The following is a 21,038-nucleotide window of genomic DNA, read 5'->3' on the forward strand; positions in this document are numbered from 1 at the left end:
GGCGGGCCTTCCCGCCAGCGCGCTCCTTTCCGCAAAAGCCGGCCGAGAGAGATTTCATTGCGGATCGACCGATGACCGACGCTGGCGCCCCTCCAAACCCTGATAGCGCCGGCCCGGCTGGCAACGCGCCTTACCGGGTCTTGGCGCGGAAATACCGTCCTTCCAGCTTTGACGACCTGATCGGCCAGGAGGCCGTGGTCCGCACCGTCTCCAACGCGTTCGAGACCGGCCGCATCCCGCAGGCATGGATCCTCACCGGCGTCCGCGGTGTCGGCAAGACCACCACTGCGCGTATCCTGGCCCGTGCGCTCAACTACGAGATGCCGGACGGCTCGGTGCAGGGCCCGACCATCCACATGCCGACGCTGGGCGTGCATTGCCAGGCGATCATGGAAAGCCGGCACATGGACGTGCTGGAGATGGACGCGGCCTCGCATACCGGCGTCGATGACGTCCGCCAGATCAATGACAGCGTGCGCTATGCGCCGGCCAGCGCCCGCTACAAGGTCTACATCATCGACGAAGTCCACATGCTGTCGACGGCGGCGTTCAACGCCTTCCTGAAGACGCTGGAGGAACCGCCGGAGCACGCCAAGTTCGTGTTCGCGACGACGGAAATCCGCAAGGTTCCGGTCACCGTGCTGTCGCGCTGCCAGCGCTTCGACCTGCGCCGCGTCGAGGCCGACGTGCTGATGAAGCACCTCGCCAACATCGCCGCCAAGGAAAGCGTCGAGATCGAACCGGAAGCGCTCGGCATCATTGCGCGGGCGGCGGAAGGCTCGGTGCGTGATTCGCTGTCGCTGCTCGACCAGGCCATCGCGCATGCGGCGGGGCAGGTGAAGGCCGACGCGGTCAGGCAGATGCTGGGCCTTGCCGACCGCACCCGCGTCATCGACCTCTTCGATTCGCTGGCGCGCGGCGACATCGCGGCAGCCTTCAAGGAATTCCGCGACCAGTACGACGTCGGCGCCGATCCGATCGTGGTGCTCTCGGACCTCGCCGAATTCGTCAATTTCGTCACCCGCGTGAAGATCGTGCCGGCGACGGCCGACAACGTCGCCTATGGCGAGACCGAGCGCGTGCGCGCGAAGGATTTCGCCTCGAAGATATCGATGCGCGTGCTGTCGCGGATATGGCAGATGCTGCTCAAGGGTATCACCGAGGTGCAGGCCGCGACGCGTCCCGCGGCGGCCGCCGAGATGGTGCTGGTGCGCATCGCCTATGTCGCCGACCTGCCGACGCCGGACGAGGCGATCAGGATGCTGGAGCAGAACGGCGGCGGCTCGCCGGTCGTGAACGGCGGCGGTGCTGCGCGCAGCAGCGGGTCGGCCGCACCGGTTGCTTCTGCATCGCCCGTTGCGTCCGCCGCGCCCGTTCGTATGCCGACATCGTCGCCGACCGCGTTCGGCGGCGCGGTCCGCCCGCAGATGGCGGCGCCCGCGCCTGATCCGCAAGGTGTCGCACCCCAGCTGCGTATCACCAGCTTCACCCAGCTCGTGGCGCTCGCCGGCCAAAAGCGCGACCTCATGACCAAGGGCGCGCTCGAGGGCGACATGCGCCTCGTCCGTTTCGAGGAGGGCCGGCTCGAGGTCGCGCTCGAGCCCAACGCCTCCAAGACCATGATCTCGGAGCTTGCGAAGAAATTCGAGCTGTGGACCGGCCGGCGCTGGACCGTGATCGTCTCGAACGAGCAGGGCCAGCCGACGCTGCGCTCGGTGAACCAGGCCGCCAAGCAGGAGCATGCGCGTACCGCCGAAGCCGACCCGCGCGTGCAGGAGGTGCTGTCGCGCTTCCCCGGTGCGAAGGTCGTCGAGGTCCGCAGGCTTGCCCCCGAGGCGCCGGAATCCAATATTAACACGGACTATGGCAGTGATGATCCGCCCGACGGTTCCGACGGCGACGATCTCTGAGCCATTCTTTCCAAGGACAGGCACCGATGGCTGATTTTCTCGGCATGATGAAGCAGGCGGCGCAACTGCAATCCAAGATGCAGGAGATGCAGGAGCAGCTCGCCAATGTGGAGGTTGAAGGTATCTCCGGCGGCGGTCTCGTCGCCGTGCGCATGACCGCCAAGATGGACGTCAAGGGCATCAAGATCGATCCCTCGCTGATGAAGCCGGAGGAGCGCGAGGTCCTGGAAGACCTGCTCGTCACTGCGCTCAGTGATGCCCGCCGCAAGGCGGAAACTGCGGTGCAGGACAAGATGCAGTCGCTCACCGGCGGGCTCGGCCTGCCGCCGGGGCTGTTCGGCCAGTAACATGGGCGCGGTTGCAGGTCCCGAGATCGAGCGGCTGGTCCAGCTTCTCGCGCGGCTGCCGGGCCTCGGCCCGCGCTCCGCGCGGCGCGCGGCGCTGCACCTGATCAAGAAGCGCGAAGCGCTGATGATGCCGCTGTCGTCCGCCATGCAGGTCGCGCTGGACAAGGTCCAGGTCTGCAAGACCTGCGGCAACATCGACACGCAAAATCCCTGCACGATCTGCACCGACCCGAAGCGTGATCCCGCGATCATCGTCGTCGTCGCCGACGTCGCCGACCTCTGGGCGCTGGAGCGGGCCAATGCGACCCAGGGGCGCTACCATGTGCTGGGCGCGACATTGTCGCCGCTCGACGGCGTCGGCCCGCAGGACCTCACCATCGACGCGCTGGTTGCGCGCGCGCATGCTGCCGAGGTGCACGAGATCATCCTGGCGCTGAATGCCACCGTCGACGGCCAGACCACGGCGCACTACATCACCGACCTGCTTCAGGACGCCAACGTAAAAGTAACCCGGCTCGCGCATGGTGTGCCGGTCGGTGGCGAGCTTGATTATCTCGACGAAGGTACGCTATCGGCCGCCATGCGGCAGCGGACCCTGTTCTAGCCATCAGACTTCACGGAACGGACGACATGACGAAACTTTTCGCCACACGCTTGGCTTTGGCCGCGACGATGATGCTGCTGGTGACCCCGGCCATCTCCGCGCAGCAGGACGATGCGGCGCCGCCACCGTCCAAGCCCGGCAAGCCGATCAACACCGGCGACGTGCTTTCGGGCGAATTGAACGCAATGAAGGTGCGCGACGTCAAGAACGCCGGCAAGCGCGTTGCGATGTACCAGATCACCTCCGAGCCGCGCCGCCTGCCGGCGCCGAACGGGCTGTGCAACCTCGAGACGGGTCCTGAGACCTTCCAGCTCGTCACCTCCAGCGACGCGCAGGCCGCGCAGCTGAAATCGTTCGTCGGCAAGGAGATCTCGGTCAAGGTCGACGAGGTCGCCTGCGCCAGCGATCCCGGCCAGATGAGCGAGGCCGTGATCACGAAGTGGAGCCTGATCAAGAGGCAGTAAGCGACAGGCGAACTGCCGTAGGGTGGGCAAAGCGAAGCGTGCCCACCGCTTCTTTTGAATTCCTAGAGGGATGGTGGGCACGGCGCGTCGCGCCTTTGCCCACCCTACGAGACCTCTACACCCTGACCGGCCCCAGCGCCTCAAAGTGCCCGCGCTTCTGCAAATACGTCAGCAGCATCAGGCTCGGGATCGCCACCACCACGCAGATCACGAAGAACAGCGGCCAGCCGGTGGTCTCCGCGACATAGCCGGCGCTCGATGACAGATAGGTCCGCCCCACCGCCGCGAGCGCGGTTAGCAGCGCATATTGCGTCGCCGTGTGCAGCGGGTTCTGGCACAGCGCCGAAAGATAGGCGACGAAGATCACCGTGCCGATGGCGCTGGTAAAATTCTCGGCGCAGATGGCGAGCGCCAGCGCCCATTGATTGGTGCCGACCACGGCAAGCCAGGAGAAGGACAGATTGGCGAGCGCCTGCACCACGCCGCCGATCCAGAGCGAGGTCGCCAGCGAGTAGCGCCGCGCGACGAAGCCACCGGCAAACCCGCCGATCAGCGTCGCGGCAAGGCCAACGCCCTTCACGATCGCCGCATAGTCGTTGCGCGTAAAGCCGAGGTCGATCACGAACGGCGCCGTCATCGTGCCGGAGAAGGCGTCGGTGAACTTGAACAGCACCACGAAGGCGAGCGCCGCAGCTGCGTCCTTGCGCGTCAAGAATTCCGAGAAGGCGCCGATCGCCGCATGCAGCACGCGGGTAAATGCGGTCTCTTTTTGCGTCGCCGCCTCGGCCCGCACGGATTGCTCGGGCTCGGTCGCGACCAGCGCCGTGATCGTCCCGATCAGCACCATCGCGGCCATCACCACATAGCCCCACATCCAGGCTGAGGTGCGGGTGATGCCGGTGCCCTCGAAACCGGAAACGATGAACAGCGCACCCGCGGTCGAGACCAGCATGCCGATGCGATAGGCGGCGACGTAAGCCGCCATGCCGGCAGCCTGCTCGCTCTCGGGCAGGCTCTCGACGCGGAAGGCATCGACCACGATGTCCTGCGTCGACGACGTCGTCGCCACCAGCAGCGCGCCGAGCGCAACGTAGAACGGCGAGCGCGCGGGGTCGGTCATCGCCAGCAGCAGGATCGCGACGATCAGCAGCAGCTGCGAGAACACCAGCCAGCCGCGCCGCCGCCCGAAGGCGCGGGTGAACAGCGGCACATGCAGCGCATCCACCAGCGGCGCCCACAGGAACTTCAGCGTGTAGGGCGTGCCGACCAGCGCGAACAGCCCGATGGTCTTGAGTTCGACCCCGGCCTCGCGCATCCACACCAGCAGCGTCGAGCCCGACAAGGCCAGTGGCAGCCCCGAGGAGAAGCCGAGGAACAGCACGATCAGCACCCGCGGTTGCAGGTAGACGGCAAGGCTCTCGCGCCAGGAGGGCGCAGGGGCAGCGGTCGCGGCGGAGGAGGTCGCGTCGGGAGCGGTCATGGGGTGGTGTTAGCAGATTCTGGCCGTGATGCCTCGTCTCCCTCTCCCCGTTCTTACGGGGAGAGGGCGGGGTGAGGGGCCTCTCTCCACACGTGAGATGGCCGTGAGACCTGTACCCCCTCACCCGAATTCGATCTGCGATCGAATTCGACCTCTCCCCGCAAGCGGGGAGAGGTAAGAAATCTCACTCCCCCGCCTGGAGCTTCCTCGGAAACAGTTCGCCCGCGCCCGTCGCCACCAGCCGCGGCCCTTCCGGCGCATCGCTCTTGCTGAAATCGAGCTCCTCGATCCTCCCTGCGCGTTTCTCGATCTTGTCGGCGGAGATCAGGATCTGGCGGACGTCCTCGTTCGCGTCGGAGAAATGTTTTTGCAATTTCAGCACGCGCTCGCGCAGGCGTCCCAAATCGTCGCCGAGCTTGATCACCTCGGTCTGGATCTGGTCGGCGGCGTCGCGCATGCGCGCGTCCTTCATGATCTGCTGCATCACCTGGATCGCCAGCATCAGCAGCGAGGGCGACACCAGCACGACGCGGGCACGGTAGGCCTTCTGGATCACGTCGTCGAAACCGTCATGGATCTCGGCATAGACCGATTCCGACGGCACGAACATCAGCGCCATCTCCTGGGTCTCGCCGGTGACAAGGTATTTTTCGGCGATGTCGCTGACATGCTTCATCACGTCGCCGCGCAGGCGCTGCGTGGCCACGCGGCGTTCCTCATCGGTGCGGGCGTCGTGCAGCGCCGTCATCGCCTCCAGCGGGAATTTGGCGTCGATGCAGAGCGGGCGCTGGTCGGGCAGGAACACGACGCAGTCGGGCCGCTTTCCCGTCGAGAGCGTGAACTGGAACTCGTAGGAGCCCTTCGGCAGACCATCTTGAACAATGGCCTCCATCCGCGCCTGGCCGAAGGCGCCGCGCGACTGCTTGTTGGCGAGCACGTCGCGCAAGGTGGTCACCTGCGTGGTGAGGTCGGTGAGGTTCTTGTGCGCGTTGTCGATGATGCCGAGCCGCTCGTGCAGGGCGCGCAGGCTCTCCATGGTGTTGCGGGTCGAATGTTCCATGGACTGGCCGACGCGATGGGTGACCGAGTCCAACCGCTCGTTGACGGCCCGCGCCATCTCGGCCTGCCGGCCGGCCAGCGCCTGGCTCATGGCGTCGACCCGGCCCGAGGCCTCGCTCTGGGCGCGAAGCACCTGGGCGAGGCGTTCCTCGAGCTCGTCGGCCCGGATCGCATGCGCCATGGCGAGTTCCGCACCCCGCCGTCCCGAGCGGGCGATCACGACGGCAATCACGACCAGCAGGATGAGGACGAGCGCGCCGAAGCCGATCAGCGCGTCGATGGTGCGCACCGGCCAGTCGCCGAGCATGACAATGATCTCGTTCATGCCAGCTCTTCTAACCGATTCGCAGTCGGGCGCGAACGAAGAGAGAACACTGTCGGTTAACCGCCCCCTATTTTTTATGGTTAACAAAACCTGAAGCTTTATCGTTAGCGGAGCGTTAACGGGGTTCCTCGCCGCATTGACCGCATCCGGCGCGGGGCTTAAATCGCCGCCATGGCCCTACGAGAAATCATCATCCTGCCCGACAAGCAGCTGCGCCTTGTCTCCAAGCCGATCGAGAAGGTCACCTCGGAGATCCGCAAGCTTGCCGATGACATGTTCGAGACCATGTACGACGCGCCCGGCATTGGGCTGGCGGCGATCCAGGTCGCGCAGCCGCTGCGGCTGATCACCATGGATCTCGCCAAGCGTGACGAGAGCGGCGAGACCAAGCATGAGCCGCGCGTCTTCATCAATCCCGAGATCCTCGCCTCGTCCGAGGAACTCTCGGTGTACGAGGAAGGCTGCCTCTCGATCCCCGAATATTACGAGGAGGTCGAACGGCCTGCGAAGGTGCGCGTGCGCTTCACCGATCTCGACGGCAAGGTGCACGAGGAGGACGCCGAAGGCCTCTACGCCACCTGCATCCAGCACGAGATCGACCACCTCAACGGCGTGCTGTTCGTCGACTATCTGTCGAAGCTCAAGCGCGACCGCGTGATGAAGAAGTTCGAGAAAGCCGCCAAGCGCGCGGGCGAGTGAGTCTCTCTGTCGTTCCGGGGCGATGCGAAGCATCGAACCCGGAACCTCGAGATTCCGGGTTCGGCTCTTCGTGCCGCCCCGGAATGACGGTCACATTGATTGCGTCCTTCGCAGGTTTTTTGATGCCCCTCCGCCTCATCTTCATGGGCACGCCCGATTTCTCCGTGCCGACGCTGCTCGAGCTGGTCGCGCATGGCCATGAGATTGCGGCTGTCTATACGCGTGCGCCGAAGCCGGGCGGACGGCGCGGCCTGCAATTGCAGCCGACCCCGGTCGAGGAAGCCGCGCGAAAGCTCGGCATTCCCGTGCTGACGCCGAAGACGTTGAAGACGCCGGAAGCGCTCGAGGAGTTTCGCGCGTTCGATGCCGATGCGGCCGTGGTCGTCGCCTATGGCATGATCCTGCCGCAGGCGATCCTCGATGCGCCGAAGCTCGGCTGCTACAATCTGCACGCTTCGCTCCTGCCGCGCTGGCGCGGCGCCGCCCCCATCAACCGCGCGATCATGGCAGGCGATGCCGAGAGCGGCGTCATGGTGATGAAGATGGATGTCGGTCTCGACACCGGCGACGTCGCCATGGCCGAGCGCCTTCCAATCACCGACACCATGACCGCGCGCGACCTGCATGACCGTCTTTCCCGCCTCGGCGCCGACCTGATGGTGCGCGCCATGGCCGCGCTCGAACGCGGTGGGCTCCAGCTCAAGACGCAGAGCGAGGACGGCGTCACCTATGCTGCCAAGATCGACAAGGCCGAGGCACGGATCGACTGGAGCAAGCCTGCGCGCGCGGTGCTGCGCCACATCCACGGCCTGTCGCCGTTTCCCGGCGCCTGGGCCGAGCTCGAGAATGCGCGCGTAAAGATCCTGCACTGCGAGCTGGCGAAGGGGGCGGGCGCGCCCGGCGAGGTGCTCGACGACCTCCTCACCATCGCCTGCGGCGAGGGCGCGATCCGCATCATCGAGCTTCAGCGCGAGGGCAAGGCCCGGATGCAGGCCGCGGACTTTTTGCGCGGTGTGCCGCTGAAGGCCGGCGCCAAATTCACCTGACGCTGTCATACCCCGCGAAGGCGGGGTATCCAGTACGCCGAGGCTTTTGAAATTGAACCGAACCGTCACGGCGTACTGGATCGTCCGCCTGCGCGGACGATGACACCGGGAAAGATGCCCCGCTACAAGCTCACCATCGAATATGACGGCGCGCCGTTCTTCGGCTGGCAGGTGCAGGACACGCTGCCGTCGGTGCAGGGCGCGCTGGAAGCGGCCGTGAAGGCGATGACCGGCGCGGATCTGCGGGTGCATGGTGCGGGCCGCACCGATGCCGGCGTGCATGCGCGCGGCCAGGTCGCGCATGTCGACGTCGAGAAACAGTTTCCGCCCGGTCGTTTTCGCGACGGGCTCAATGCGCATCTGCGCCCGCATCCGATCGCGGTGCTCGAGGCGGAGATCGTGCCTGATACGTTCGAGGCGCGCTTTTCGGCCGTGAAGCGCCACTACCGCTACCGCATCGTCAACACCCGGGCCAATCTCGCGCTCGACGTCGGCCATGCCTGGCGCGTGCCGCGCCGGCTCGATGCCGAGGCGATGCACGCGGCGGCGCAGCGCCTGCTCGGCAAGCACGATTTCACCACCTTCCGCCACACCGAGTGCCAGGCCAAATCGCCGGAGAAGACGCTCGACCAGCTCGACGTCATCCGCGACGGCCGCGAGATCACCGTCATCACCTCGGCGCGGTCATTCCTGCACAGCCAGGTGCGCTCGATGGTGGGATCGCTGGTCTGGGTCGGCGAGGGCCGCTGGACCGCGGACGATCTCTCCGCAGCCCTCGCCGCCCGCAACCGTACCGCCTGCGGCATCGTCGCTCCCCCGGACGGGCTGTATCTGATGAAGGTGGACTACTAAAGCATGATCCGGAAAAGTGCGAAGCGGTTTTCCGAAAAGATCATGCGTAAACAACAACCTAAAGCGCGATGACGATTCATCCAGATCTCATCGCGCTTTAGATCGGACAAGCAAAAAAGCCGGCGCTCGCGCGCCGGCTTTTTTGATTGATGAAGGCGACGCCGTCAGTTCAGCTTCTGCCGAACCTCGTTGATGCCCTTGGCGAGCAGGTCGTCGGCGACCTGGCCCTTGACCGACTGCGACAGGATCGTGGAGGCGGCCTGGACGGCGGCTTCCGCGGCTGCGGCGCGAACATCGGCCAGCGCCTGGGCCTCGGCGAGCGCGATCTTGCTCTCCGCGGTCTTGGTGCGGCGGGCGACGAAGTCTTCCATCTTCGCCTTGGCGTCGGCCGCGATGCGCTCGGCTTCGGCCTTGGCGTTGGCGATGATGTCGGCAGCCTCGCGCTCGGCGGTGGCGCTGCGCGCCTTGTAGTCGGCGAGCACCTTGGCCGCCTCCTGCTTGAGGCGCGCGGCGTCGTCGAGCTCGGCCTTGATGCGGGCGGCGCGATGATCGAGCGCGGTCATCGCCGACTTGAAGACCCCGAGATAGGCGAACACGATCATCAGGATCACGAAGGCGACGGCGACCCAGGTTTCAGGATCGAAGAACATATCGACTAACCCTTCAAGGACGCGTCAACGGCGGCATTGACCGACGCGGCATCCGGAATGACGCCGGTGAGCTGCTGCACGATGGTGCCTGCCGCATCGGCCGCGATGCCGCGGACGTTGCTCATGGCGGTCGTGCGGGTCGAGGCGATGGTCTTTTCCGCCTCGGCGAGCTTGGCCGCCAGCTGCTCTTCCAGGGCCTTGCGCTCGGCGTCCGCCTGCGCATTCGCCTTGTCGCGGGATTCGTTGCCGATCGCCTGCGCCCGCGAACGCGCCGAAGCGAGCTCGCTTTCATAGGCCTTCAGCGCAGCCTCGGACTGGTCCTTCAGCTTCTGCGCTTCGGCGAGGTCGCCCTCGATCTTGTTCTGACGCGCTTCGATCGCACCGCCGACCTTCGGCAGAGCGAGCTTGGACACGATCACGTAAAGCAGGACGAAGAAAATCGCGAGCGACACCAGCTGCGAAGCAAAGGTGCTGCTCTCGAACGGCGGAAAGCCACCGCCGTGATGACCGCCATCGGCTTCGGTGTGGGCGCCCGCCGCCGGACTTTTCGCCCCGCCATGACTCTCGGCCATGGAGTACTCCCGTTGCTGTCACGCGCCGCTTCGGATGAAGCGGCGCGAAAGAAGTCGTTCTCAGAAAACGAACAGCAGAAGCAGCGCGATCAGCAGCGAGAAGATGCCGAGCGCTTCGGTCACGGCGAAGCCGAAGATCAGGTTGCCGAACTGGCCCTGAGCGGCCGACGGGTTGCGGACGGCTGCGGCGAGGTAGTTGCCGAAGATCACGCCCACGCCGACGCCCGCACCGCCCATGCCGATGCACGCGATGCCCGCGCCGATAAGTTTAGCTGCTGCCGGATCCATTTTAGACTCCTTGGAAGAAAGATTGGGTTGTGGGTGGAAATTCCCCGGACCGCTCAGTGTCCCGGATGAATGGCGTCGTTGAGGTAGATGCAGGTCAGGATCGCAAACACATAGGCTTGCAGGAACGCGACCAGAATCTCGAGAGCGTACAGCGCGATCGTGAGTGCCAGCGGCAGCACGCCGCCGACCCAGCCGATGGCGCCGAGGGAGAAGCCGAGCATGGCGACGAAGCCCGCGAACACCTTCAGCGCGATGTGGCCGGCCAGCATGTTGGCGAACAGACGAATGCTGTGCGAGACCGGCCGCAGGAAGAACGACAGGACCTCGATGAACATGACCAGCGGAAGGACGTAGCCGGGGACGCCGTGAGGAACGAAAATCGAGAAGAATTTCAGGCCGTTCTTGGCGACGCCGTAGATCAGCACGGTGAAGAAGACCAGCAGCGCCAGCCCTGCGGTGACGATCAGGTGGCTCGACACCGTGAAGGTGTAGGGGATGATGCCGACCAGGTTCGAGACGCAGATGAACATGAACAGCGAGAAGATCAGCGGGAAGAACTTCATGCCTTCTGCGCCGGCCGTCGAACGGATGGTGCTGGCTACGAACTCGTAGGAGATCTCGGCGACCGACTGCAGGCGCCCGGGAACCAGCTGCGTGCCGCTGGCAAGCATCAGGATCGAGATGATCGCCACCGCCACCAGCATGTAGAGCGACGAATTGGTGAAGGCGATCGTGTGATTGCCGATATGGCCCAGGGTGAAGAGAGGCTCGATGTTGAACTGGTGGATCGGGTCGATTTTCATCAGCGCGGCATCTCTTGGTCTGCCGGGCGATGCCGGCGGGTCTCGGTCTGCCGGCCGGGCCGGCCCGTACCGGCAAGACCGGCACGATCATTCCTCTCCTGCGGATCGCCTTACGAACCACCGCGCCTGTTTTGACCCGCGCCCGCCGATCTCACCACATTCACCACGCCGGCCACGAAGCCCAGCAGCAGGAACACGATAAATCCGAAGGGCGACGTCGACAGCAAGCGGTCGAACCCCCAGCCAATCCCCGCTCCGACAACGACACCGGCGACCAACTCGGAGGATAACCGAAAACCAAGCGCCATCGCCGAGGCTCTGGCCGCTCTGTCCTCACCGTCACCTGCGGGTTGCTCGGTCTTGATCCGGCGGTCGCGAAATTCGGACAACCGCTGATCGAGATTTCCGAGCCGTTCGGAAAGCGCAGCTTCCTCGGACGATCTATCGCGATCTCCATTCTCACCGTGTCCCGTGCTCTGTGCCATGCGACAAAGACCCGAAACGCTGCGGCCAAATGGAAATTACGCCCGCCACCCTCAAAAGCCGCGCGGACCATACTGATGGCCTATAATCAAGTCAAGCCAAGTCACGATTGCGTCGCTTTCCGCTATGTAGCTGATTTGCTTGATAATATTGGCGTGTGCGGCAGCGCTGCGCACAGCGTGACGCCGCACCGCAGCAGCTCTCCTCTTGATCGATGGATGTGGCCGCCATTTCGCCGCGCTGCCGGGATCAAACCGGCAGGCGGGATCGTTGATTTCGGACGGTGTTTTTGGCGGCGGATCGCCGCGCCGCGGTGTAGAATTGCGGGACGTGCCACCTGCGCGTCGTGGCGGAGAGCGCGATGAGACCAGTGACGTCATCCACAGCATCATGGCTCGCGGCGTCGTTCGCCGCTGTGATGGCCGTCAGCGGCAGCCTGGTGGCCGCGCAATCGGCGCCCGACAGCGAAAACGGCCGCTACACGATGACGCCGATCCCGGAGGGTGTGCTGCGGCTCGACACCCGCACGGGAACGATGTCGACCTGCACCAGGAATGGGACCGGCTGGGCCTGCTACGCCGTGCCCGACGAGCGCGCCGCGTTCGATGCCGAGATCGGCCGGCTCCAGGCCGAGGTCGAGAAGCTGAAGGGACAGCTCGCGGCCGGGCCGGCCGTGTCGGGCAAGATCGACGATGCGCTGCCGAAATCCGACCCGCTCAAGAAGCCGGAACCGAAGGTCGCCGAGGGCGACCGCAAGATCGAGATCCCGCTGCCAAGCGATCAGGACCTCGATCGCGTGATGTCGTTCCTGGAAAAGGCCTGGCGCCGGCTGATCGATATGGCCAACCGGGTGCAAAAGGACGTGTCGGGAAAGATTTGAGTTTGTCGTCCTGGCGAAAGCCAGGACCCATACGCCGCGGCCTCTCGGTTCAATTTCGATGCCCGTTGCCACCTTTCGCTGTCACGCGCATTCGGGGTAATGGGTCCTGGCTCCCGTGCGCAATTGCGCACAAGGCCAGGACGACGTTACGAGAGGCCCTCTATGACATCAGGCAAATCCGTAACCCGCTCGGCGCCATCGACGGTGCAAGTCACCACCATCTCATCGTCACTGCTGACTGTGCAAACACCGGGCCGCGGCTTTACCGACCTCACCAGCGAAGCCGCAAAATTCATTGCCGAGGCCCACGCACGCGAAGGCGCGTTGACGCTGTTCATCCGCCACACCTCGGCGTCGCTGACGATTCAGGAGAACGCCGATCCTTCCGTGCTCGTCGATCTCACCACCGCGCTGTCCCGGCTCGCGCCGGAGAACGCCGGCTGGACGCACGATACCGAGGGGCCGGATGACATGCCTGCGCACGTCAAGACCATGCTGACGCAGACCTCGCTGCAGGTCCCGGTCCTGAACGGCAGGCTTGCGCTCGGCACCTGGCAGGCGATTTATCTGATCGAGCACCGCGCCCGCCCGCACCGGCGCGAGGTGGTGCTGCAATTCATCGGCAGCAACCAGTAGAGCGTTTTCGAGCGAGGCGGAAACCGGCCGCGCGAAGAAAGCGCGTCAAAACAAAAAGCTCTGGTCCAAAACAAAACCGGCCGCGGAGACCGCGGCCGGTTCGTGTCGTTTGGGTTCGCTGGCTTCGATCAGGTCGCCTTGATGTCGGTGTCCTTGGTCTCGGGCAGGAACAGGAAGCCGACCACGGCGGTGATCACCGCGAACACGATCGGATACCAGAGACCCGCATAGATATCGCCCGTCGAGGCCACGATCGCGAATGCGGTCGCCGGCAACAGTCCGCCGAACCAGCCGTTGCCGATGTGGTAGGGCAGCGACATCGAGGTGTAGCGGATCCTGGTCGGGAACAATTCGACCAGCATCGCCGCGATCGGCCCGTAGACCATGGTGACGAAGATCACCAGGATGAACAGCAGGCCAATGATGGCTGCGACCTGCGGGCGGAAGATGTCGAACGGATTCGACATCTTCACGATACCGGCGTCGCCCGCCTTCGGATAGCCGGCCGCCTGCACCGCGGCGAGCACCGCGGGGTTGCTGTCCTTGGCGTTGGCGTAGGCCACGTCCTTGCCGTTGACGACGACCTTGACCCCGGAGCCAGCCGGACCGGCCGTCGTCGAATACTTGACCGACGACTGCGACAGGTAGGCGCGCGCGGTGTCGCAAGGCGCGGTGAAGACGCGGGTGCCGACCGGGTTGAACAGGTCGCCGCAGCCTGCGGGATCCGCCACCACGTCGACCTTGACCGACTCAATCGCCTTTTCCAGCGCCGGGTTGGCGTTGCTGGTGATCATCTTGAAGATCGGGAAGAAGGTCAGCGCCGCGATCAGGCAGCCGCCGAGGATGATCGGCTTGCGGCCGATTCGGTCGGACAGCATGCCGAACACGATGAAGAAGCCGGTGCCGAACAACAGCGACCAGGCGATCAGCAGGTTGGCGGTATAGCCGTCGACCTTCAGGATCGATTGCAGGAAGAACAGCGCGTAGAACTGCCCCGTGTACCAGACCACGCCTTGGCCCATGGTGCCGCCGAGCAGGGCGAGCAGCACGAGCTTGCCGTTCTGCCAGTTGCCGAAGGCTTCCGTCAGCGGCGCCTTCGAGCTCTTTCCCTCTTCCTTCATCTTCTGGAAGATCGGCGATTCATTGAGGCGGAGCCGGATCCAGACCGAGATACCGAGCAGCAGCACCGAGACCAGGAACGGGATGCGCCAGCCCCACTTCGCGAAATCGGCTTCGCCGGTCGCGGTGCGGGTGAACAGGATGACGAGCAGCGACAGGAACAGGCCCAGCGTCGCCGTGGTCTGGATGAAGGAGGTGTAGTAGCCGCGCTTGCCGTGCGGCGCGTGCTCCGCAACATAGGTCGCCGCACCGCCATACTCGCCGCCGAGCGCAAGGCCCTGGGCGAGGCGCAGCGCGATCAGGATGATCGGGGCTGCGATGCCGATGGTGGCCGCGTTGGGCAGCAGGCCGACGATGAAAGTCGACAGACCCATGATCAGGATGGTGACGAGGAAGGTGTATTTGCGGCCGACGATGTCGCCGATACGGCCGAACACGATCGCGCCGAACGGACGCACCAGGAAGCCGGCGGCGAATGCCAGCAGCGCGAAGATGTCGCGGGTGGCGGGAGGATAATCCGAGAAGAACTGCACGCCGATGATCGAGGCGAGCGAACCGTAGAGGTAAAAATCGTACCACTCGAAGACGGTACCGAGCGAGGAGGCGAGAATGACGAAACGTTCGTCCTTCGTCATCCCTCCTGCGCCAGCCTGAGATACAGCCATTGTCGACATATTGAGTCGCTCCCCGAAAATGCGTTTCCTCGCGCCCCGGGCGTCCGGATGTGCCGGATCGACCCAGGTCTTGCCTGCAAGGTAACATCGGCGTGAAACCCGCCCCAATACGACTTTCGGCCTTGCGCACTGACGCGCACCTGACCGCGCGGTATCGGGCGCCGGTGCGCGCCGTGAAGGCTTGCGGATTAACCCCTTTGCAGCAAAGGGATAATGTGCACTTGCATGCCACGGCCGGGCAGGGAAGAATTGAGGTGCCGCGGCATCGACTCGCCGGCCGGTTGCGAACGACAGCAAGAGAACGATGAACGCTCCCTCGACCCATCTCGTCATTGCCGATGACCATCCCCTGTTCCGCGACGCGCTGCGGCAGGCTGTGGCGAGCGTCCTGACCTCGGCCAGGATCGACGAGGCTGGATCGTTCGAGGATCTGACCAAGCTGCTGGAGCAGACCTCCGACGTCGACCTGATCCTGCTCGATCTCTCGATGCCCGGGATCTCCGGCTTCTCCGGCCTGATCTATCTGCGCGCGCAATATCCGGCGGTCCCCGTGGTGATCGTTTCGGCCTCCGACGACAGCGCCACGATCCGCCGCTCGCTCGATTTCGGCGCCTCCGGCTTCATCCCCAAGCGGTTCGGCGTCGAGACGCTGCGTGACGCCATTCTCAAGGTGATGGAAGGCGACGTCTGGGTTCCCGCCGACACCGACCTGTCCGCCGCTGCCGACCCCGACATGACGCGCCTGCGCGATCGCCTGGTCACGCTGACCCCGCAGCAGGTCCGGGTCCTGATGATGCTGTCCGAGGGACTGCTCAACAAGCAGATCGCCTACGAGCTCGGCGTCTCCGAAGCCACCATCAAGGCGCACGTCTCGGCGATCCTGCAGAAGCTCGGTGTCGAGAGCCGCACCCAGGCGGTGATTGCGGCCGCGAAGATCGCCGGCGGCCAGTGGAAGCAGGGCACGCCGACGGGGTAGTCCGGCTACAATGTCTCCAGCAGACCGTTGGCCGCGCTGATATCCGCCGTGTCGGAGCCTTCGACGAAACCTTCAAGCGCCGCTTCGAGCAACAGCTTTGCGTCTTTGCAGCTGCGCCGTTCAGCAAGAAGCCGCGCAAGATCGATCGCTGCGCGCAGCTCCCAGGCTTTCGCGCCCTTGCGGCGGCCAAGCTCGAGCGACTGCATCAGCAGACCTTCCACGTCGCCGGTGCTTGGCGCCGGGAGCGACAGCAAGACCTTGGCCTTCATCCGCAGCAGCTCGGGCATGTAGAGATGATCGCCGCTCTGCTCGACGAGGCGGGTCGCGTCGTCGATCAGGCGCGCGCTCTGCTCGACCTGTCCGAGCGCCAATGAGCCTTGAACCAGCGCGATGTTGAACGTCGTGGTGAGCAGCTCGTAGCCGGCATCGTGAAGCTCGCGCAGGCTGGCTCTTATCGTCTCGACGCCGCCGGCGGCGTCGCCGCGCCGGATCGCCAGCTCGCCTTTGACGCCCCGGCCGACCGCGAGATAGGGGCCCATCGAGCGCGACTCGGCATGTGCGATGAAGCGGTCGATGTTCTCTTCGGCATCGTCGAGCTCTCCGCTCCAGAGATCGATCGAAACCGCCCAGATCAGCGCGATGCAGAGCGTGATCGGATGGTCCATCTGGGCGGCCTCGGTGACCGTCTGCCGCGCCAGCTGCCGCGCGTCCGCGGGCCGGCCCTGCAGCCAAAGCTCCCGTGCCAGCGAGATGCCGGCCCGGTTGCGGTGATCGAAGCCGTGGACCGTGCTGATCCGCTCCGTGCCGGGCCCCTGCCAGGCCGCCTGCAGCATGTTCAGCGCGTCACGATGCTCACCGGCCAGATGCAAGGACACGCCCAGGAGGGAATGGGCGAGGGCAATCGAGGCGGCATCGCCCAGCGCCTCGGCAACCGTGAGGCTCTGCCGCGCGTAACCAAGCGCGGCGTCGAACTGTCCCATCCGCTCGTGGAAAATGTGCATCCGGCCGAGCAGCTGAAGCTGGTTCGGCGCGTCGCTGCGCGCCTGCGCGATCGCGAGACCCCGGCGCAAGGCCGTGCGCGCCGCCTCGCTGCCGCCGCGCGTGAACATCGACGTCAGGCCGAGAGCGGCCTGGATGTGCATCTCCTCGGCGCTGGCGCGCGAGGAGGGATCGATCGCAAGCAGCGCCCGTTCCGACCAGCGCCGGCATTCGATCAGCAGCGACATCGCGAGAAAGATCGGGGCTGCAGCGGCAGCCAGCGCTATACCGATGTTCGCATTGCCATTCGCGCCAAAACACCAGTCCAGAGCGGCGCGCACGTTGTGAAGCGCTGAGAAATGGATCGCGCGTTCGTCGGCGCTCGGCACCGTCGCCCATGTCGTGCCGGCCTGCTGCAGCCATCGCCGGTAGTAGGTCGCGTGGCGAGCCGAGAGTGCCGCGTCGTCAGGCTCGACCTCGAGCAGATAGGCGCGTGTCGTGTCGAGCAGACGGTAGCGCATCATGGCACCGACCGGTCGCGGCGCGACCATCGACTTGGCGACGAGGCTGTCGATGGCGTCGAACAGCCGCGCGCGGTCGACGTGCTCGTCCGGCACGACCTCGAGCGCGGCGTCGATGGTGAAATGTCCAGCGAAGATCGCGAGCCTGCGCAGCACGAGACGTTCGATGTCCGACAGGAGCCCGTAGCTCCAGTCCAGCGTCGCACGCAACGTCTTCTGCCGCGGCGGCGCGGTGCGCTGACCCTGCCAGAGCAGATTGAGGCGCTCATCGAGCAGCGCCGCCGTCTGCTCCAGGCCGTAGGCCTCGACCCGGCCGGCGGCGAGCTCGATCGCCAGGGCCATGCCGTCGAGCTTGCGGCAGATGCCGGCGACGAGCGCGGCGTTGCCGTCGTCGAGCGCAATCTGCGCGCCGGCAGCGGTGGCCCGCTCGATGAAGAGCTGAAGCGCGGGATAGGTCTGCGCGGCCGCCGCAGTCAGTCCGGCACTGTCCGGCGGAACGGCAAGGGGCGCCAATCGATAGACCTGCTCGCCTTCGACACGCAGGGCTTCGCGGCTGGTTGCGAGGATATGGACATGTGGCGCGGCGTGGAAGATTTCCGCCGCCAGCGGCGCCGCCGTGGCGATGACGTGTTCGCAATTGTCGAGGATCAGCAGCATCCGCTTCTCCCTGAGATGCGCGAGCAGCGCGGGCAGGGGATCGTCGGCCTCGGCCGGCAGGCCAAGCATCAGCAGGATCGACGTGATCACGAGCTGGGGATCGTTCAGAGCAGCAAGATCGACGAAATGTGCGGCGTCGGAGAAATTTTCGAGCAGGTCGTGAGCGATCGCCACGGCAACGGCCGTCTTGCCGACGCCGCCCGGGCCGGCGATCGTGACAAAGCGGGCCGTGATGAGCTTGTCCGAGATGGCGGCAACGGCATCGTCGCGTCCGACCATCCGTTGCAGCCGGTTCGGCAGTTTTACTGGCGGCAGCTCCATCCGCGGTGCGGGGCGCGGCTTCGCTGCAATCTCCGTTTCCGCGATCGGTGCCACGAAGCAATAGCCGCGGCCCGAGAGCGTGGTGATGTAGCGGGCGCCGTCCTTGCCGTCGCCGAGGACTTTGCGAAGCGCCGCGATGTGAAAGCGTAAGTTCGCCTCCTCGACGGCCATGCCGGGCCAGACCTGCGCCATCAGGTCCCACTTGCTGACGACCTCGTTCGGCCGCGACATCAGTGCGATCAGCGTATCGAAGCTCTTGGCGCCCATCGGCAGCGCGACGCCGTCGCGCATCACGAGCCTCTCATGCGGCCTCACGGTGAATGGCCCGAACGACAGTGTCGTTGCCGCGGGCGCGGCCGGTTCAGTCATCACGAAATCTTGCTCATTTGGAAAACCGGATAACCAGCGGACGCCGATCCGGCAAGACCGGCTTTGCATCGGCATCAGACCGCGTATGCAGGCCTCCAGACCGGGTTCCCTGACCGCCTCACAACTTCTCACAAGTCCCAACGGGTGTCCTGCCGGGGCGGCTGGTAGTCAGTTGCGCGACGGCAAGGAGACTTTCATGACGCAAGCGGCAAAGCTGCTCTACACGGCCAGGACCCGCACCAGCGGCGGGCGGCAGGACGGCATGTCCCGCAGCTCCGATGGCCGCCTGGATGTCAGATTGTCGCCGCCGGGTGGTGCCGGCATCGGCACCAATCCCGAGCAATTGTTCGCGGCCGGTTGGTCAGCATGTTTCGAAGGCGCCATGGAGATCGCGGCGCGCAAGCGGAAAATCGTGCTTCCCAGAAAAAGCGCAATCGATGCGGAAATCGATCTTCTTGTCGATGAAGGCACATATGCGCTTCGGGCGCGACTCAATGTCAGCCTGCCGGGTCTCGATCGCGAGGTCGCGCGCGACATCATCGATGAGGCGCACCAGACCTGTCCCTATTCCAAGGCCGTACGCGGCAACATCGACGTCGCGGTCGCGCTGACCTGACGCACCATCACTAGCCATCAACGAGGTAGCAACATCATGAAGCAGCTCATCGACCAGCACCGCCGCAAGTTCTTTGGCGTCGCCGCCGGGACGGTCGCCGTCGGTCTCGGCGTCCTCGACCTCGCCCGCGCCGAAACGGAGGCGCCGCGCGCCTCCACATCGAATGCGTCGTTCGGCCCAATCAAGCAAATCGAGGCCGGCGTCCTCAATGTCGGCTATGTTGAGGCAGGTCCGTCGAACGGTCCTGTCGCGATCCTGCTGCACGGCTGGCCCTACGACATTCACGCCTTCGTCGACGTCGCGCCGATCCTGGCGAAGGCCGGCTATCGCGTGATCATTCCTTATCTGCGCGGCTACGGCACGACGCAGTTCCTGTCCAGCGAGACGCCGCGCAACGGCGAGCCGGCCGCGATGGCCGCCGACATCATCGCGCTGATGGACAAGCTCGAGATCAAGAAGGCCGTCGTCGCCGGCTTCGACTGGGGCGCGCGCACCGCCGACATTATCGCCGCGCTGTGGCCGGATCGCTGCCGCGCACTGGTGTCCGTCAGCGGCTATCTGATCTCCAGCCAGGCCGCCGGCGGCGCCCCGCTGCCGCCATCGGCCGAGTTGCAGTGGTGGTACCAGTTCTATTTCGCGACCGAGCGCGGCCGCGCCGGCTACGAGAAATACACGCACGATTTCGCCAAGCTGATCTGGAAGCTCGCCTCGCCGCAGTGGAAGTTCGACGACGCCACCTTCGCCCGCAGCGCGGCGGCGCTGGACAACAAGGATCATGTCGCGATCACGATCCATAATTACCGCTGGCGGCTCGGACTTGCCCAGGGCGAGGCGAAGTATGAGGAGCTCGAAAAGAAGCTCGCGGCAGCTCCCGTCATCAGCGTGCCGACGATCACGATGGAAGGCGACGCCAACGGCGCGCCGCATCCTGACCCCAGCGCCTATGCCAAAAAATTCTCCGGCCGCTACGACTTTCGCCTGATCACAGGCGGCATCGGCCACAATCTGCCGCAGGAAGCACCGCAGGCCTTTGCCAAGGCCGTCATCGACGCCGACGGCGCCTGAGGACTTTTTCAGTTCCTCGGTCCAGCGCAGCTGGACCGAGGACGTTCCGCGATCCCCGTTTGAAGAAACATCATGACGCCTGTCGAACCTGAAACGAAAAAGCGCTCCTACGCTACGGTGATCACGCTTGCCGTGCTCCTTCTCGTCGTTCTCCTGACTTGCGTGCCCAATTTGGTATCGATCGCCATTGCCGAAGAACCGGCGCAAAACAACACGGCTGATGCCTCGCCGATCTTCGGCGTCACGATTCCGGCCGGCTACAAGCAGTGGGAGCTGATCGCCCCGGCCGAAGAGGCGGCACCGCTCGACGAGCTTCGCGCTGTCCTCGGCAACCAGACAGCGATTGACGCCTATCAGGCCGGCAAGCTGCCGTTTCCGGACGGCACCATTCTGGTCAAGCGCGCCTGGAAGCGGAAACATTCGCCGGAATTCGCATCCGCGACGATTCCCGGCGCCGCCACCACGGTCCAGGTGATGGTCAAGGATTCCAAGAAATACGCCTCGACCGGCGGCTGGGGTTTTGGCCGGTTCATCAACGGCAAGCCGGTCGACGAGGCCCAGCACCGCACCTGCTTCGCCTGCCACGAAGCCCGCGCCAGGAGCCGCGATTATGTCTTCACGCGGCTCGCGCCGTGAGACCATGC

Annotated in this window: 22 protein-coding genes; 13 read left to right on the forward strand and 9 right to left on the reverse strand. The window is 65.2% G+C overall.

Annotation, left to right across the window (positions count from 1 at the left end; all coding sequences use genetic code 11):
• Positions 1–71 precede the first annotated feature (71 nt).
• The 4 genes from JQ592_RS24265 to JQ592_RS24280 are packed head-to-tail and all read left to right on the forward strand — an operon-like array spanning position 72 to position 3,325.
• Complete coding sequence (locus JQ592_RS24265; protein WP_211405300.1) at positions 72–1,910, forward strand: DNA polymerase III subunit gamma/tau; 1,839 nt, start codon at positions 72–74, stop codon at positions 1,908–1,910.
• Between the two features lie 26 nt (positions 1,911–1,936).
• Complete coding sequence (locus tag JQ592_RS24270; RefSeq protein WP_211405301.1) at positions 1,937–2,257, forward strand: YbaB/EbfC family nucleoid-associated protein; 321 nt, start codon at positions 1,937–1,939, stop codon at positions 2,255–2,257.
• A 1-nt stretch (position 2,258) separates the two neighbouring features.
• Entirely contained in the window at positions 2,259–2,861 is a 603-nt protein-coding gene (gene recR / locus JQ592_RS24275; protein ID WP_211405302.1) for a recombination mediator RecR, read from the forward strand.
• Between the two features lie 26 nt (positions 2,862–2,887).
• The gene (locus JQ592_RS24280; protein ID WP_211405303.1) at positions 2,888–3,325 is read left to right on the forward strand and encodes a hypothetical protein; all 438 of its coding nucleotides are present in this window, start codon (positions 2,888–2,890) and stop codon (positions 3,323–3,325) included.
• Between the two features lie 115 nt (positions 3,326–3,440).
• On the opposite strand, the gene JQ592_RS24285 is transcribed toward JQ592_RS24280, so the two are convergent.
• Both JQ592_RS24285 and JQ592_RS24290 read right to left on the reverse strand, forming a co-directional pair.
• A complete protein-coding gene (locus JQ592_RS24285) occupies positions 3,441–4,805 on the reverse strand; it encodes an AmpG family muropeptide MFS transporter (RefSeq protein WP_211405304.1) in 1,365 nt (454 codons plus the stop codon).
• A gap of 184 nt (positions 4,806–4,989) precedes the next feature.
• Positions 4,990–6,189 (reverse strand): DNA recombination protein RmuC, encoded by a 1,200-nt coding sequence (locus JQ592_RS24290; RefSeq protein WP_211405305.1) that lies wholly within the window; start codon positions 6,187–6,189, stop codon positions 4,990–4,992.
• A gap of 171 nt (positions 6,190–6,360) precedes the next feature.
• Here JQ592_RS24290 and def point away from each other — a divergent pair, with 171 nt between their 5' ends.
• From def to truA, 3 genes are all read left to right on the forward strand, one after another.
• A complete protein-coding gene (gene def / locus JQ592_RS24295; protein WP_080133421.1) occupies positions 6,361–6,888 on the forward strand; it encodes a peptide deformylase in 528 nt (175 codons plus the stop codon).
• Positions 6,889–7,010: 122 nt separating this feature from the next.
• Complete coding sequence (gene fmt / locus JQ592_RS24300; RefSeq protein WP_211405306.1) at positions 7,011–7,934, forward strand: methionyl-tRNA formyltransferase; 924 nt, start codon at positions 7,011–7,013, stop codon at positions 7,932–7,934.
• Positions 7,935–8,048: 114 nt separating this feature from the next.
• The gene (gene truA, locus JQ592_RS24305; RefSeq protein WP_211405307.1) at positions 8,049–8,786 is read left to right on the forward strand and encodes a tRNA pseudouridine(38-40) synthase TruA; all 738 of its coding nucleotides are present in this window, start codon (positions 8,049–8,051) and stop codon (positions 8,784–8,786) included.
• 164 nt (positions 8,787–8,950) lie between these two features.
• On the opposite strand, the gene gspM is transcribed toward truA, so the two are convergent.
• From gspM to JQ592_RS24330, 5 genes are all read right to left on the reverse strand, one after another.
• The gene (gene gspM, locus JQ592_RS24310) at positions 8,951–9,436 is read right to left on the reverse strand and encodes a type II secretion system protein GspM (protein ID WP_211405308.1); all 486 of its coding nucleotides are present in this window, start codon (positions 9,434–9,436) and stop codon (positions 8,951–8,953) included.
• 5 nt (positions 9,437–9,441) lie between these two features.
• On the reverse strand, positions 9,442–10,008 hold the full coding sequence (locus JQ592_RS24315) for a F0F1 ATP synthase subunit B (protein WP_211405309.1): 567 nt from the start codon (positions 10,006–10,008) through the stop codon (positions 9,442–9,444).
• A gap of 60 nt (positions 10,009–10,068) precedes the next feature.
• Positions 10,069–10,296, reverse strand: coding sequence for a F0F1 ATP synthase subunit C (locus JQ592_RS24320; RefSeq protein WP_018643436.1), 228 nt, complete (start codon positions 10,294–10,296; stop codon positions 10,069–10,071).
• A 53-nt stretch (positions 10,297–10,349) separates the two neighbouring features.
• Positions 10,350–11,099, reverse strand: a complete 750-nt coding sequence (locus JQ592_RS24325; RefSeq protein WP_211405310.1) for a F0F1 ATP synthase subunit A — start codon at positions 11,097–11,099, stop codon at positions 10,350–10,352.
• A gap of 110 nt (positions 11,100–11,209) precedes the next feature.
• Entirely contained in the window at positions 11,210–11,584 is a 375-nt protein-coding gene (locus JQ592_RS24330; protein WP_211405311.1) for an AtpZ/AtpI family protein, read from the reverse strand.
• Between the two features lie 359 nt (positions 11,585–11,943).
• Between JQ592_RS24330 and JQ592_RS24335 the strand changes: the two genes are divergently transcribed.
• Both JQ592_RS24335 and JQ592_RS24340 read left to right on the forward strand, forming a co-directional pair.
• Positions 11,944–12,462, forward strand: a complete 519-nt coding sequence (locus tag JQ592_RS24335) for a hypothetical protein (RefSeq protein WP_211405312.1) — start codon at positions 11,944–11,946, stop codon at positions 12,460–12,462.
• Positions 12,463–12,624: 162 nt separating this feature from the next.
• On the forward strand, positions 12,625–13,098 hold the full coding sequence (locus tag JQ592_RS24340) for a secondary thiamine-phosphate synthase enzyme YjbQ (protein ID WP_211405313.1): 474 nt from the start codon (positions 12,625–12,627) through the stop codon (positions 13,096–13,098).
• Between the two features lie 128 nt (positions 13,099–13,226).
• Here JQ592_RS24340 and JQ592_RS24345 read toward each other — a convergent pair whose 3' ends face one another.
• Entirely contained in the window at positions 13,227–14,852 is a 1,626-nt protein-coding gene (locus JQ592_RS24345) for an MFS transporter (protein WP_211405314.1), read from the reverse strand.
• Between the two features lie 343 nt (positions 14,853–15,195).
• On the opposite strand from JQ592_RS24345, the gene JQ592_RS24350 reads away from it, so the two are divergent.
• On the forward strand, positions 15,196–15,867 hold the full coding sequence (locus JQ592_RS24350; protein WP_018643430.1) for a response regulator: 672 nt from the start codon (positions 15,196–15,198) through the stop codon (positions 15,865–15,867).
• A 5-nt stretch (positions 15,868–15,872) separates the two neighbouring features.
• On the opposite strand, the gene JQ592_RS24355 is transcribed toward JQ592_RS24350, so the two are convergent.
• Entirely contained in the window at positions 15,873–18,713 is a 2,841-nt protein-coding gene (locus JQ592_RS24355) for an ATP-binding protein (RefSeq protein WP_211405315.1), read from the reverse strand.
• Positions 18,714–18,909: 196 nt separating this feature from the next.
• On the opposite strand from JQ592_RS24355, the gene JQ592_RS24360 reads away from it, so the two are divergent.
• The 3 genes from JQ592_RS24360 (at position 18,910) to JQ592_RS24370 (ending at position 21,030) form a co-directional block, all read left to right on the forward strand.
• Complete coding sequence (locus tag JQ592_RS24360) at positions 18,910–19,329, forward strand: organic hydroperoxide resistance protein (RefSeq protein WP_211405316.1); 420 nt, start codon at positions 18,910–18,912, stop codon at positions 19,327–19,329.
• Between the two features lie 36 nt (positions 19,330–19,365).
• A complete protein-coding gene (locus JQ592_RS24365) occupies positions 19,366–20,394 on the forward strand; it encodes an alpha/beta fold hydrolase (protein WP_211405317.1) in 1,029 nt (342 codons plus the stop codon).
• Positions 20,395–20,466: 72 nt separating this feature from the next.
• Positions 20,467–21,030, forward strand: coding sequence for a cytochrome P460 family protein (locus JQ592_RS24370; protein ID WP_211405318.1), 564 nt, complete (start codon positions 20,467–20,469; stop codon positions 21,028–21,030).
• Positions 21,031–21,038 lie beyond the last annotated feature (8 nt).

The organism is Bradyrhizobium iriomotense, assembly GCF_018129405.1.
GTDB classification, from domain to species: Bacteria; Pseudomonadota; Alphaproteobacteria; order Rhizobiales; family Xanthobacteraceae; genus Bradyrhizobium; species Bradyrhizobium iriomotense_B.

Bases quoted from the DNA above. Each gene is read 5' to 3' on its own strand.
- JQ592_RS24350 (WP_018643430.1), top strand. From the start codon at position 15,196: ATGAACGCTCCCTCGACCCATCTCGTCATTGCCGATGACCATCCCCTG.
- JQ592_RS24320 (WP_018643436.1), bottom strand. From the start codon at position 10,296: ATGGATCCGGCAGCAGCTAAACTTATCGGCGCGGGCATCGCGTGCATC.
- recR (WP_211405302.1), top strand. From the start codon at position 2,259: ATGGGCGCGGTTGCAGGTCCCGAGATCGAGCGGCTGGTCCAGCTTCTC.
- JQ592_RS24360 (WP_211405316.1), top strand. From the start codon at position 18,910: ATGACGCAAGCGGCAAAGCTGCTCTACACGGCCAGGACCCGCACCAGC.
- JQ592_RS24335 (WP_211405312.1), top strand. From the start codon at position 11,944: ATGAGACCAGTGACGTCATCCACAGCATCATGGCTCGCGGCGTCGTTC.
- JQ592_RS24285 (WP_211405304.1), bottom strand. From the start codon at position 4,805: ATGACCGCTCCCGACGCGACCTCCTCCGCCGCGACCGCTGCCCCTGCG.
- fmt (WP_211405306.1), top strand. From the start codon at position 7,011: ATGCCCCTCCGCCTCATCTTCATGGGCACGCCCGATTTCTCCGTGCCG.
- JQ592_RS24290 (WP_211405305.1), bottom strand. From the start codon at position 6,189: ATGAACGAGATCATTGTCATGCTCGGCGACTGGCCGGTGCGCACCATC.
- JQ592_RS24325 (WP_211405310.1), bottom strand. From the start codon at position 11,099: ATGAAAATCGACCCGATCCACCAGTTCAACATCGAGCCTCTCTTCACC.
- gspM (WP_211405308.1), bottom strand. From the start codon at position 9,436: ATGTTCTTCGATCCTGAAACCTGGGTCGCCGTCGCCTTCGTGATCCTG.
- JQ592_RS24280 (WP_211405303.1), top strand. From the start codon at position 2,888: ATGACGAAACTTTTCGCCACACGCTTGGCTTTGGCCGCGACGATGATG.
- JQ592_RS24345 (WP_211405314.1), bottom strand. From the start codon at position 14,852: ATGACGAAGGACGAACGTTTCGTCATTCTCGCCTCCTCGCTCGGTACC.
- JQ592_RS24355 (WP_211405315.1), bottom strand. From the start codon at position 18,713: ATGACTGAACCGGCCGCGCCCGCGGCAACGACACTGTCGTTCGGGCCA.
- JQ592_RS24270 (WP_211405301.1), top strand. From the start codon at position 1,937: ATGGCTGATTTTCTCGGCATGATGAAGCAGGCGGCGCAACTGCAATCC.
- JQ592_RS24340 (WP_211405313.1), top strand. From the start codon at position 12,625: ATGACATCAGGCAAATCCGTAACCCGCTCGGCGCCATCGACGGTGCAA.
- JQ592_RS24330 (WP_211405311.1), bottom strand. From the start codon at position 11,584: ATGGCACAGAGCACGGGACACGGTGAGAATGGAGATCGCGATAGATCG.
- truA (WP_211405307.1), top strand. From the start codon at position 8,049: ATGCCCCGCTACAAGCTCACCATCGAATATGACGGCGCGCCGTTCTTC.
- JQ592_RS24315 (WP_211405309.1), bottom strand. From the start codon at position 10,008: ATGGCCGAGAGTCATGGCGGGGCGAAAAGTCCGGCGGCGGGCGCCCAC.
- def (WP_080133421.1), top strand. From the start codon at position 6,361: ATGGCCCTACGAGAAATCATCATCCTGCCCGACAAGCAGCTGCGCCTT.
- JQ592_RS24365 (WP_211405317.1), top strand. From the start codon at position 19,366: ATGAAGCAGCTCATCGACCAGCACCGCCGCAAGTTCTTTGGCGTCGCC.
- JQ592_RS24370 (WP_211405318.1), top strand. From the start codon at position 20,467: ATGACGCCTGTCGAACCTGAAACGAAAAAGCGCTCCTACGCTACGGTG.
- JQ592_RS24265 (WP_211405300.1), top strand. From the start codon at position 72: ATGACCGACGCTGGCGCCCCTCCAAACCCTGATAGCGCCGGCCCGGCT.